This window comes from Streptomyces sp. a15 (genome assembly GCF_059026085.1).
Map to the genome: position 1 here is coordinate 32,843 of NZ_JBWLKM010000032.1, position 12,444 is coordinate 45,286.

Here is a 12,444-nt window from a genome sequence, read left to right on the forward strand (position 1 = left end):
GGCCAGGGTATGTCAGCGCTCATCCCGCGAGGGGGTTGGGCAGTGGCAGGTAGCGGGCGTCGGCGCCGTCCGCGCCGGTCCAGCGCAGCAGGAGGTTGGTCTTGCCGGGCAGGGTGGGCGAGGCGAGCAGGGCGGCGGTCTCGGGGAGGTCGTGCCGGGACAGTTCGCGGCGGACGGCGGGCCAGGGGTCGAGGCCGGGGTGGCGTTCGGCGAGGGCCGCTGCGACCTCGCAGAGGTGGTTGACGACCAGGCAGTACACCAGCCGTTCCCAGCCCGCGGCCCGGGACACGTCCGGCAGCAGTTTCACGCCCTCGGAGTCCCGGAACAGCGCCTGCACGGGTGTTCCGTCGGTATCGACGGCGATCAGCGTGTTCTGCAGGTGTGCTTCGAGTACGACGCCGTGGTCGGCGAAGGCCGCCAGGGCCGGCGGCACGACCTGGGCCAGGTAGGCCTCCCACCATGCCGCCGGGTCCTTCGCAGCGTCGAGCGGGCTGCCGTCGAAGCCCTCCACGAGTGCGGCGGCCAGCAGCGGGGTCGCACCGGGCACCACCCGGTCGCGCAGTCCGTCGCGGACCAGGACGGCGAGTTCCTCGAAGGCGAAGTCCGCGGTGCGGTAGCCGTGGTCGCCGAGCCAGGCCGCCGGCCCGTCGATCGCCGTGAAGGCACGAACCGCGGCCGTGTCGGTCCGGCGCAGTCTCAGCAGGTCGTGGCGCCAGAGCCGGCGGATGTCGTTCGTGATGCGGACGTCGAGGCTGAACTTCAGGCAGAGGTCGCGTTCGGGCGCGTACAGCGTGCGGATCGCGGCCGTCGGCCAGGCGTCGAAGGCGGTCGTGCCCAGGTGGATCAGCCGCCCGTCGGCGAAGGCCGGGGCGAGGTCGCGGGCGACGAGGTCGAGCTGCCAGGGGTGGGCGGGCAGCAGCCGGTAGCCGGCCGGGGCCTCGCCGAGCGTGTCGAGCGCCGAGGTGTCGCCCTCCTCGACGACCGTGTCCGCGCGCAGCCCGAGCAGCGTGAGCGGGAAGCGGGCGTGCGCCTCGGGGGCGTAGGGCAGCCACCCGGCGACGGGGCCGCCGCCGCGGGCCTTGGGGGCGGGGTGGTGGGGGTGGCCGGTGATGAGGGACTGCTCGGAGAGCAGGTACGGGTCCTCGGGCGGCGTCGCCCGGGCGCGGGCGGTGAGCAGCGCGGCCACCGCGTCCCGGCTGTCGATCATCTCGGCGGGCAGCTCGTGGTTGGACAGGCCGGTGTGGCGGACCAGTTCCTCGGCGACGAGTTTGACGAGTTCAGGATGGGAGACGGGCTGCCAGCCGGCCGCCGTGTACACCTCGGGTCCGGCGGGCCGCCGTTCTCCGCGCACGCGCAGCAGTCTGCCCCCCGGCAGCCGGTACACCCGATGGTCGTCGGCTTCACCGGGTTCGCCGGTTCGCGGGAGCGGCTCGGCCACCTCCCGCACCAGGCAGTTCAGGAGGGGCGCCGCCGCATACGCGTCGGCGCGGTCCGCCACGTCGTCGCGCGGTGCGGCGTCGTCGGCGGCGGGCGGGGGGATGAGATCCACGCGTTCCACTCGTTCTCTACGGTCCGTTCGGGCGGAGACGATCAGTATGTCTGTCGTCACCGCCTGTCGTGACATCCCCGTCGTACCCGATTCGTACCCGATTCGTACCCGAGGAGCCCGCCCGTGCACCGTCCCTTCACCGCCGAGGCCGAGGCCGAGGTCGCCGGCGAGCTGGCCGCCGTACGCCCCGACCTCGTGCCGCGGTACACGGCCGAGCTGCCCGGTGCCCGTGCGGCCGTGCTGACCCGGCTGTGGCGTGCGCTCACCCATGAACCGCTGCCGTGGCTCGCGGGGCGCACGGCCGACCGGGACGGGCTCACCCTGCGTCTTTCGGACGACCGCCGACTGCACGGCCCGCACCCCGACCCGTACGCCACCTCCGGGTACGTCACCGAGGTGCGGCTCGACCGTCTGGCGTACGACGATCCGGCGCGGCTGATGACCGATCTCGCCGTGCCGCACGGTTCGGGTTTCGCCGCCGAACTCGGGCACAGTGTCGCGTCGTTGGCGCTGTCGCGGGCCGGGGCGCCGGCCCACGCGTCGCAGTGGCCGCTGGTCGACTGGGAGTGGGAGCAGCGGGTGGTCGACGGGCATCCGTTCCACCCGGGCTGCCGTTCCCGGCCCGGCTTCTCGGTGGCCGAGCAGCTCGCCTACGGGCCCGAGCACCGGCCGGTCGTGCGGCTCGGGCTGCTGCCGGTTCCGGCGGGCGAGTGCCTGGTGACGGGTGAGTGGCCGGGCGGGATGCGGGACGGGGCGCGGTTGTTGGTGCCAGTGCATCCGTGGCAGGCCGAGCATGTGCTCAAGCGCCGGTGCGAGGAAGGGCTCCCGGCGCACCCGTTGATGTCCCTGCGGACCCTCGCGCTGCCGGACGGGCCCCACGTCAAGACCGCGCTGAGCGCCCGGCTGACCTCCTCGGTGCGGGACATCTCCGTCTACTCGATCACCCTGTCCGCGACCCTCTCGGCGTTCGCGGAGTCGCTGGCGGCCCGCATGGACGGCCTGCTGCACGTCACCCGCACGCTGGGCGCGGTCACGGCCAACTCCCCCGACCTGGCGGCGGTGTTGCGCGAGTCTCCGCAGGACTTCGCGGTGCCGGAGCACGGCGAACGGGTGCTGCCGGTGGCCGCTCTCGCCACCACCGGCCTGCCCGACTCCCCCGCCTGGCTCGCCGACTTCACCCGCCTCGCCCTCACGGTCGGCTTGCGGCTCCTGGAGTTGGGCGTGGCCCTGGAGGCGCACGGCCAGAATCTCCTCGTCGTCCTGTCCGCGACCGGCGCCCCGCTGCGCCTGGTCTACCGCGACCTCGCCGACATCCGCGTCAGCCCGGCCCGGCTGACCCGGCACGGAATCCCGGTCCCGGAACTGACCGGGCGGATCGTCACGGACGACGAGACCACCCTGCGCCGCAAGCTGTTCGGCTCGCTGGTGGCCGGAGCGCTGGCCGGTACGGCGGGCTCGGGGGCGGCGTTGCGGGGGGCGCTGGGGACGGCCGTACGGGATCTGCCGCGCACGCCCGATCTCGCCGCACTGCTCGAAGAGCCGCTGCCCGCCAAGGCGTTGACGCTGATGCGGCTGTCGCCGGGGACGCCCGGCGACCAGTGGACGCACCTGCCGAGTCCGCTGCTCTGAACGGCCGTTTTGGAGCCCGGCACCCCTGATCAATAAGATCCGCCGATGATCACAAGTAAACGGCTGGCAGCAGGAGTGTGCGCCCTGCTCGCCGCCCTGACGGCCGGGATCGCGTTCCCGGTCGCGGCCTTCGCCGGCGAACCAACCGGCGGGGCCACGCCCCAGGTCGACCTCGTCCTCGACGTCAGCGGTTCCATGCGGACCCGGGACATCGACGGCGGGACGCGGATGGCGGCCGCGAAGCAGGCGTTCAACGAGGTGCTGGACGCCACGCCCGAGGACGTCGACCTCGGCATCCGGACCCTCGGTGCCAACTACCCCGGCGACGACCAGAAGACGGGCTGCAAGGACACCGCGCAGCTCTACCCGGTCGGCCCGCTGGACCGTACCGAGGCCAAGACGGCGGTGGCGACCCTCGCCCCCACCGGCTGGACGCCGATCGGCCCCGCCCTCCTCAAGGCGGCCGGCGACTTCGACGGCGACGGTTCCAAGCGGATCGTGCTGATCAGCGACGGCGAGGACACCTGCGCCCCGCTCGACCCGTGCGAGGTGGCCCGCGAGATCGCCGCCAAGGGCATCGGGCTGACCATCGACACCCTCGGCCTGGTCCCGAACGCCAAGATGCGGCAGCAGCTCAGCTGTATCGCGGAGGCGACCGGCGGGACGTACACCTCAGTGGAGCACACCGACGAACTCACCGACCGGGTCAACCAGTTGGTGGACCGGGCGGCCGATCCGGTGGTGACGCCGGTGGCCGTGTCGGGTGCCGCCGCGTGTGCCCAGGCGCCGACCGTGAAGTCCGGTCTGTACACCGACCGCGAGGAGTTCGGGCAGCAGCGCTGGTACCGGGTGGACGTCGAGCCCGGCCAGGAGCTGCGCGCCTCGGTGAGCGTGGGGGCCGACCGGGCCGTGAACCCCTCCTACGGGGTGCTGGTGCGGGCGGTCACGGTGCACGGCCGGGAGATCGTGCGCGGCGAGGCGGCGGGCGACGGCCGTACCGACGTCGTCTCGACGGGGCTGCGGTACCCCAAGGCGGAGAGCGACGACGACAACGCGGCCGCGGCCTCGGAGACAGTGTGTCTCCAGGTCACCAACTCCTTCTCGGTGGCCTCCGGTGTGAAGACCACGCCGGGCCTGCCGCTGGAGCTGACCGTCGACGTGGTGGACAGTCCCGCGCCGGCCAGCGACGTGGCCTCCTTCGGCCTCGGGCGCGGCTGGTGGCTGCTCGGCGCGCTGGTCCTGACCGGCTTCCTCGCCGGTCTGGTCTGGGGCTGGGTGTCACGCTGGCGGGTCGCGGTCTGGAGGACCAACTGATGCGGATCACACGTGCGTTGAGCGCTTCCCTGCTGATGCTCGGCCTGGCGGCCTCCCCGGCCGTGGCCGACTCCACGCCGTCTCCTTCGGCTTCGGCCTCGGCGGACAGCGGGGCGCCCACCCAGGCGGGCACTTCCTTCCGTACGGCGACCGAGGTCGAGCAGGGGCAGACGGCCACCGCGAACGGCTCCGCGGGCGACTACCTGTACTGGTCGTTCCCCGCGGACGCCGGCCGGCGGCCCACCGTGCAGGCGACGGTGAAGCTGCCTGAGGCGCACGCCGCCGAGACCTGGCAGATCGACGTGTACGACGGTCTGCGGCGCCGCCAGGCCTGCCAGTACGGGACCCAGACGCGCACCGCGGCGGCGGACACCGCCTCCGTGGAGCTGGCCTGCGTCCTGCGCACGGTCCGCGCCTGGTCGGAGCCGTGGGCGAACGACCCGCTGCCCGGGACGTACTACGTCCGGCTCACCGTCGTCGACCTGACGACGGCCGACCTGGGCCTGCCCGTCGAGACGGAGCTCCGGATCGACTCCAAGGACATCGGCGGTTCGGCCGCGGTGGACGGCTCGCTGGCCGAGCCGCTGGTGCCGGGTATCGCGGTCAAGTCCGCCGCGGAGGAGGACGGTTCGTCCGCCTCCGCCGTGCTGTCCAGCATCGAGCCGGACGACGGCTGGTCCTCCGGCTGGTGGTCCGACCGGTGGGTGTGGACCGGGCTCGGCGGCGTACTGGCCGCGCTCGCGGGGGTCGGCGGGTACTCGCTGACGCGCGGGGCGGGACGGCCGACACGGGTGCCTCCGGGCGCCTGACGGGTCGTCAAGAGACCGTCGAGCCAGCCGCCAGGCTGCCTGGACGGGTCGCGCGAGGCCCGCTGTGCTTCGGCACGGCGGGCCTTGTCGCTGTCAGGCCTCGCGCAGTGCCTTCGCGAGCGTGCCCTCACCCGTCACCTCGATACGCCCCGCCCGCACCGCGTCCGGCACGCTCAACTCCCCCCGGCCGAGCGCCAGGCACGTCCCGGTGTCCAGGACCAGCCGGGCGTCGGGCTCGGCGGGAGCGGGCCCGTCGCCGTACACGGGACCCTCCTCGGCACCGACGTACAGATGGAAGTCGCCCTCCTCCAGCCGCACTTCGACGAGCCCCTCGCCTGCCCCTCCTTGCCGCAGGCATCGCAGCAGCGGCAGCGCGAACCAGTGCGCGCGTACGGCGTCCGTGGGCCGCCGCTCGCCCAGCTCGGCCTGCCCCCACCGGCCCAGGGCCTGGAGCACCGGCAGCAACTCCCGTCCCCGTCCGGTCAGTTCGTACACGTACACCGCACCGGGCGGCGGCAGCCGACGCCGGGTCGCGAGGCCGTCCCGTTCCATGTCCTTCAGCCGCGAGGCGAGTACGTCCGTGCTGACACCCGGCAGGTCGGCGTGCAGGTCGGTGTAGCGGCGCGGACCGGCGAGCAGCTCCCGGACGATCAGAAGCGTCCAGCGGTCCCCGACGACGTCGAGCGCCCGGGCGGCGGAACAGTACTGGTCGTAGCTTCGGCGTGGTGACATGCGACGCAGTCTAGACATGTCGTTGGACTTTCCAAGCTCGAACTTGGTAAAACCAAGCAACACCACAACCGGAGGGGCGTAAGCGCATGGAGTTCCGGCAGTCGAGCAAGCTGAGCGAGGTCTGTTACGAGATCCGCGGCCCGGTGATCGAGCACGCCGACGCGCTGGAGGAGGCGGGCCACAGCGTGCTGCGGCTGAACACCGGCAACCCCGCGCTGTTCGGCTTCGAGGCGCCGGAGGAGATCCTCCAGGACATGATCCGGATGCTGCCGCAGGCGCACGGCTACACCGACTCCCGCGGCATCCTCTCCGCCCGCCGCGCGGTCGCCCAGCGCTACCAGACACTGGGCCTGGAGGTCGGCGTCGACGACGTCTTCCTCGGCAACGGAGTCTCCGAGCTGGTCTCGATGGCCGTACAGGCACTGCTCGAGGACGGCGACGAAATCCTCATCCCGGCCCCGGACTTCCCCCTCTGGACGGCGGTGACGACCCTCGCCGGCGGCAAGGCGGTGCACTACCTCTGCGACGAACAGGCCGACTGGTACCCCGACTTGGACGACATGGCGGCGAAGATCACGGACCGCACCAGGGCCGTGGTCATCATCAACCCCAACAACCCCACCGGCGCCGTCTACCCGAAGGAGATCATCGAGGGCATCCTCGATCTCGCCCGCCGGCACGGCCTGATGGTGTTCGCGGACGAGATCTACGACCAGATCCTGTACGACGACGCCGTGCACCACTCAACCGCGGCCCTCGCCCCCGATCTGGTCGTCCTGACCTTCTGCGGCCTGTCGAAGACGTACCGGGTGGCCGGCTTCCGCTCGGGCTGGATGGTCGTCACCGGTCCCCGGCAGCACGCCCGCAACTACCTGGAGGGCCTGACGATGCTGGCCTCCATGCGGCTGTGCGCCAACGCGCCCGCGCAGTACGCCATCCAGGCCGCGCTCGGCGGCCGGCAGTCCATCCGCGAGCTGACCACGCCGGGCGGACGCCTGCACGAACAGCGGAACGTGGCCTGGGAGAAGCTCAACGAGATCCCCGGTGTCTCGTGTGTGAAGCCGAAGGGCGCGCTGTACGCGTTCCCGCGTCTCGATCCCAAGGTGCACAAGATCCACGACGACGAGAAGTTCGTCCTGGACCTGCTGCTGCGGGAGAAGATCCAGGTGGTGCAGGGAACCGGCTTCAACTGGCCGAGCCCCGACCACTTCCGCATCCTGACCCTGCCGCACGCGGACGACCTGGAGGCGGCGATCGGGCGGATCGGGCGGTTCCTGAGCGGGTACCGGCAGTAGCGGTTCCCCAGCGGTTCCCAGCGGTTCTCCGGGGGGCAAAAAACAAAGGCAAGGAGGTTTCCCACTCCTTGCCACTCTCAACTTATAGCGCACCGGGGGGCTTGCCGCAAGGCCCCGGTCGTGCCGCAGAATCGTCCGGCCGAAGCCCGGATCTGCGGAAATGAGAGTCGCGTATGCGTGTGGTGTTGTCGACCTATGGGTCGCGCGGGGACGTCCAGCCGATGGCGGGACTCGCCGTGCGGTTGCGGGAACTCGGCGCTGAGGTGCGGGTGTGCGGACCGGCGGACGAGGAGTTCGCGGAGCTGCTGGCCGGTGTCGGCGTACCGCTGCTGCCCTTCGGCCCGTCGGCGCGCGCGCTGACGAAGGCGGCGCCGCCGCCGTCATCGCTGCCCCAGCGCGCGGCCGAGGTGATCGCCAGCCAGTTGGACGTGGTCACCGCGGCAGCCGAGGGATGTGACGTCGTGGTGGCGACCGGCATGATCTCGGCCGCGGCCGGCGCGCGGTCGGTGGCCGAGAAACTGGGCATCCCCTCCGTGTCCGTGACCTTCCAGCAGCTCACCCTGCCGTCGCCGCGGCGCCGACCGCTGGCGTATCCGGGCCGGCCGTTGCCGCCGGAGGTGACCGACAACAGGGTGCTGTGGGACCTGGACGCCCAGAGCATCAACGCCCTGTTCGGTGAGGCGCTCAACACCAACCGGGCGTCGATCGGCCTGCCCCCGGTGGACAACGTCCGTGACTACGTCATCGGCGACCGGCCGTGGCTGGCGACGGACCCGACCCTGGACCCGTGGCAGGAGACGCCGGACCTCGACGTCGTGCAGACCGGCGCGTGGGTCCTGCCGGACGAACGCCCGCTCCCGGCCGAGCTGTTGGCGTTCCTGGACGCCGGTGCACCACCGGTGTACGTGGGCTTCGGCAGCATGCCGATGCACGCATCGACGGATGCCGCCCGGACGGCCATCGAGGCGGTCCGTGCGCAGGGCCGCCGCGCACTCGTCTCCCAGGGCTGGGCCGACCTCGGCCTGATCGACCACCTCGCCGACTGCTTCGCCGTCGGCGAGGTCAACCATCAGGCACTGTTCGGCCGGGTGGCCGCCGTCGTGCACCACGGCGGCGCGGGTACGACGACGACGGCCGCCCGGGCCGGCGCGCCCCAGGTGGTGGTGCCCCAGATCGCGGACCAGCCGTACTGGGCCGGCCGGGTGGCCGACCTGGGCATCGGCGCGGCACACCAGGGTCCGGTTCCGACCTTCGAGTCCCTGTCCGCCGCGCTCGAAACGGCCCTGGCCCCCGAAACCGCCGCCCGGGCGAAGGCCGTGGCCGGCACCGTCCGCGCCGACGGGGCGACGGTGGCCGCGAAGCTGCTGCTCGACGCCGTCAGCCGGGAGAAGCCACCCGTGTCCGCGTGAAGCACGCCAGTCCGGACGCCCTGCCGCACGCCGTGATCGCGAGCGACCCCAGATCGGAGCCGATGACGTGAAACCGCTGACCACCAGCGTGTTCGACCTTCCCGACCACCTCTCCCCCAAGGCCGACCCGACACTGATCGCCGGCGACGAGCAGCACTTCGCGGCCATCGCGGAGTGCCTCGAGCAGACGATCGCCGAACTGTCCGACAGTCTCGACGCCCAGCGCAGGGCGCCCGGCGGCATGGGCCGGCAGGCGATGGACCGGGACACGGAGATCCACCGGCTGACCGCTCGCCTGCGCGCACTGCGCCGCTTCGGTCTGGACCTGTGCCTCGGGCACATGGTCGGTGCGGACGACCCCGAGCCGGTGTACATCGGACGACTCGGTCTGACGGACAGCGCGGGCCGTCGGCTGCTGCTCGACTGGCGCTCGCCCGCGGCCGAGCCGTTCTTCGGGGCCACTCACGCCAACCCGATGGGTCTGGCCAGCCGCCGCAGGTATCGCTGGACCCTCCCCCACTCTCGGCTTCGCTCGAGCGGGGGGACCCCCACCCGGATCAGCGACTACTGGGACGAGGTGTTCACCGCGGACGGGTTCGCCGGGCACGCCGCGCTCGACGACCAGTCCGCCTTCATCGCCAGCCTGGGCAGCAACCGGTCGCCCCGGATGCGGGACGTGCTCGGCACCATCCAGGCCGACCAGGACGCCATCATCCGCGCGGGTTCCCGCGGCGCCCTCGTCGTCGACGGCGGACCGGGTACGGGCAAGACCGTCGTCGCCCTGCACCGCTCCGCCTACCTCCTCCACTCCGACCCCCGCCTCGGCCATCGTCGGGGCGGTGTGCTGTTCGTCGGTCCGCACCGGCCCTACCTGGCCTACGTCGCCGACGTCCTCCCCAGCCTCGGAGAGGAGGGCGTGCAGACCTGCACCCTGCGGGACCTCGTCACCGAGGGAGCCTCGGCGGCGGTCGAGACCGACCCGGAGGTGGCGCTCCTGAAGTCGTCCGCGGACCTGGTGAAGGCGATCGAGAGGGCCGTCAGGTTCTACGAGGAGCCGCCCACCGAGGCGATGACGGTCACGACCCCGTGGTCCGACATCCCGCTGGGCGCCGACGACTGGGCCGTGGCGTTCGAATCGGCACCCGGTACTCCGCACAACGAGGCACGCGACCAGGTCTGGGAGGAACTGCTCACGATCCTGGTGGACAAGCACGACGGCGACGTCTCGGACGACCTGCTCCGCAGGGCGCTGCGGCAGAACCGGAAGCTCCTCACGACCTTCGACCGCGCATGGCCGCTCCTCGATGCGGCCGACCTCGTCGGGGACCTGTGGTCGGTACCCGCCTACCTGCGGATGTGCGCTCCCTGGCTCGGCCGCGAGGAGGTACGGAAGCTGCAGCGGGAGAGCCCCCAGGCCTGGACGGTGTCCGACCTGCCGCTCCTGGACGCGGCCCGGCAGCGGCTCGGCGACCCGGAGGCGGCCCGGCGAAAGCGCCGGCACGAGGCCGTCCTCGCCGCCCAGCGCGAACGCATGGCGCAGGTCGTCGACAACCTGCTGGAGGCCGCGGCCGACTCCGGGGCCGACGGTGACGACGGCGAAGGCCTGGTGACGATGCTGCGCGGCGCGGACGCCCGGGTCAGCCTGGTCGACGAGTCCGAACTGCCCACCGCCGACCCGGATCTGCTCGCCGGCCCGTTCGCGCACATCGTCGTGGACGAGGCCCAGGAACTGACCGACGCTCAGTGGCAGATGCTGCTGCTCCGGTGCCCGTCCCGGAGCTTCACCATCGTCGGGGACCGTGCCCAGGCCAGGCACGGGTTCACCGAGTCGTGGCAGGAACGGCTGGAGCGGATCGGCTTCGACCGGATCAGCCTGGCCTCCCTGAGCATCAACTACCGGACGCCGGAGGAAATCATGGCGGAGGCCGAGCCGGTCATCCGGGCCGTGCTGCCGGACGCCAACGTGCCGACCTCCATCCGCAGCAGCGGCGTCCCCGTCGTCCACGGGCCCGCTTCGGATCTGAGCTCGATCCTCGACACCTGGCTCGCCGCACACGCCGAGGGGATCGCCTGCGTCATCGGCGATCCCACCTTCCGGCCGCCGTCGTCCCGCGTCCGGTCGCTGACCCCGGAGCTGTCGAAGGGGCTCGAGTTCGACCTGGTCGTCCTCGTCGACCCGGAGGCGTTCGGCGAGGGCATCGAAGCAGCGGTCGACCGGTATGTCGCGATGACCCGGGCCACCCAGCGACTCGTCATCCTCACGAGCTCGTGACGTCCTCACGAGCTCCTGACCCCGGCCGGACGAACGCCCGCGCGTGGAGTGCCGTCCGGCCGTCCGGCCGCACACGGCGTGTGCTGCTCGTAGCCTGTGACGCATGGGTGATCTCTTCCTCGTCCGGCACGGCGAGACCGAGTGGTCGCGGTCCGGGCGGCACACCGGATCGACGGACGTCCCGCTGACCGAGCGCGGGCGGCAGGAGGCGCGCGGCCTGGTGCCGCTGATCCGGTCGCACCGGATCGGGGCCGCGTTCGTCAGCCCGCTGCAACGGGCCAGGGAGACCGCCGAGCTCATCGGGCTGCACGATGTACGGGTCGACACGGACCTGCGCGAATGGGACTACGGCGGATACGAGGGCGTCACCACCGTGGAGATCCGGCGCACCCGGCCGGACTGGTTCCTGTTCACGGACGGGGTCGCGCCCGGGCCGCCCGACCATCCCGGAGAGACTCCGGAGCAGGTGGGTGAACGGGCCGACCGGATGCTGGCCAAGGTGGACGCGGCGCTCGCCAACACCGAGGGCGTCGTGGTGCTGGTGGCGCACGGTCACTTCCTGCGGGTCCTCACGGCCCGGCGGCTGGGGCTGCCGCCGTCGGCCGGGGCGCTGTTCCAGCTGGCGACCGGGACCCTGTGCCGGCTGAGCACCGAGCACGGGCGGCCGGTGATCGCCGGGTGGAATGTCAGACCGGGGTCGTAGTCTTCGAAGGGGCTGATCGTGCGGCCGGTCGCGGCGGTGCGGGAGCCCTTCGAGCAGGCTGTTCGCCGGGGAGGAGCACGCCGTGACCAGACCGCCCACCGCCGCGCAGCGGCGTGTCATCGACGCCGCCGATCCGGTCACCGGCCGGCTGAAGGGCACGGAGTCGCAGCTCGCGGCACTGGTCAAGCGAGGGCTCGCCTTCCGGCATCCGCGGCCGCCGCACGACCACTTCCTGACGCCGGCGGGGCACCGCATACGGGAGGCGCCGCCGGAGACCGTCGCCGCCGAGCCCGCGATCCGGTCGCCGCGGACCGCCGATGTCTTCGCCGCCCGCATCGGCAGTGACGAGGAGGCGGACAGCGGGCCCGGTCGGGTCCGCGAGGTGCACAGCGCCTGGCAGGGGCTGCTGGAGCTGCGCCGGATGACCAACCGGGACGGTGCGACGGACCGGCCGTGCGACTGGGAGCGCGCGCATCTGGTGCAGGCCGCCGCGCTCGCCCTGGAGGCGGCGGGTCACCGTCCGGCGGGGCGGGAGTCGGCGGGCTACCGGGTGCGCGCGACCCCGCAGCCGGAGGCCGTCGCCGTGCACGCGCCGGACACCGCGCTGCTGCGGGCCTGCGCGGCCACGCTGGAGAAAGCGGGCTGGCAGGTCGGCGAGCACACGGAGCCGCGGACGAGAGACCGGTATCTGCTGGCGTCCCCACGCCGGACGTGATGAGCATGCCAAGATCG

At 72.6% G+C, this 12,444-nt stretch carries 10 protein-coding genes; 8 read left to right on the top strand and 2 right to left on the bottom strand.

Annotated elements, in window-relative coordinates:
- Window positions 1-19: 19 nt before the first annotated feature.
- Window positions 20-1,558 (bottom strand): IucA/IucC family protein, encoded by a 1,539-nt coding sequence (locus tag AC5P09_RS28280; RefSeq protein WP_493876581.1) that lies wholly within the window; start codon window positions 1,556-1,558, stop codon window positions 20-22.
- A 114-nt stretch (window positions 1,559-1,672) separates the two neighbouring features.
- Here AC5P09_RS28280 and AC5P09_RS28285 point away from each other — a divergent pair, with 114 nt between their 5' ends.
- From AC5P09_RS28285 to AC5P09_RS28295, 3 genes are read left to right on the top strand one after another with little or no spacing between them, the layout of a single operon-like run.
- Entirely contained in the window at window positions 1,673-3,178 is a 1,506-nt protein-coding gene (locus tag AC5P09_RS28285) for an IucA/IucC family protein (protein ID WP_493876582.1), read from the top strand.
- 45 nt (window positions 3,179-3,223) lie between these two features.
- Window positions 3,224-4,492, top strand: coding sequence for a VWA domain-containing protein (locus AC5P09_RS28290; RefSeq protein ID WP_493876583.1), 1,269 nt, complete (start codon window positions 3,224-3,226; stop codon window positions 4,490-4,492).
- Window positions 4,492-5,301: a hypothetical protein gene (locus AC5P09_RS28295; protein WP_493876584.1), complete on the top strand. Its 810-nt coding sequence runs from the start codon at window positions 4,492-4,494 to the stop codon at window positions 5,299-5,301. Before AC5P09_RS28290 ends, AC5P09_RS28295 begins: the two co-directional genes overlap by 1 nt.
- 93 nt (window positions 5,302-5,394) lie before the next feature.
- Here the strand turns inward: AC5P09_RS28295 and AC5P09_RS28300 are convergent, their stop codons facing one another.
- The gene (locus AC5P09_RS28300) at window positions 5,395-6,033 is read right to left on the bottom strand and encodes a winged helix-turn-helix transcriptional regulator (RefSeq protein ID WP_493876585.1); all 639 of its coding nucleotides are present in this window, start codon (window positions 6,031-6,033) and stop codon (window positions 5,395-5,397) included.
- Between the two features lie 86 nt (window positions 6,034-6,119).
- Here AC5P09_RS28300 and AC5P09_RS28305 point away from each other — a divergent pair, with 86 nt between their 5' ends.
- The 5 genes from AC5P09_RS28305 (at window position 6,120) to AC5P09_RS28325 (ending at window position 12,427) form a co-directional block, all read left to right on the top strand.
- Complete coding sequence (locus AC5P09_RS28305) at window positions 6,120-7,328, top strand: pyridoxal phosphate-dependent aminotransferase (protein WP_493876586.1); 1,209 nt, start codon at window positions 6,120-6,122, stop codon at window positions 7,326-7,328.
- Window positions 7,329-7,501: 173 nt separating this feature from the next.
- On the top strand, window positions 7,502-8,737 hold the full coding sequence (locus AC5P09_RS28310; protein ID WP_493876587.1) for a glycosyltransferase: 1,236 nt from the start codon (window positions 7,502-7,504) through the stop codon (window positions 8,735-8,737).
- 67 nt (window positions 8,738-8,804) lie between these two features.
- On the top strand, window positions 8,805-11,009 hold the full coding sequence (helR, locus tag AC5P09_RS28315; RefSeq protein WP_493876588.1) for an RNA polymerase recycling motor ATPase HelR: 2,205 nt from the start codon (window positions 8,805-8,807) through the stop codon (window positions 11,007-11,009).
- Between the two features lie 103 nt (window positions 11,010-11,112).
- A complete protein-coding gene (locus AC5P09_RS28320; protein WP_345567459.1) occupies window positions 11,113-11,712 on the top strand; it encodes a histidine phosphatase family protein in 600 nt (199 codons plus the stop codon).
- An 82-nt stretch (window positions 11,713-11,794) separates the two neighbouring features.
- On the top strand, window positions 11,795-12,427 hold the full coding sequence (locus AC5P09_RS28325) for a hypothetical protein (RefSeq protein ID WP_493876589.1): 633 nt from the start codon (window positions 11,795-11,797) through the stop codon (window positions 12,425-12,427).
- Window positions 12,428-12,444: the final 17 nt, after the last annotated feature.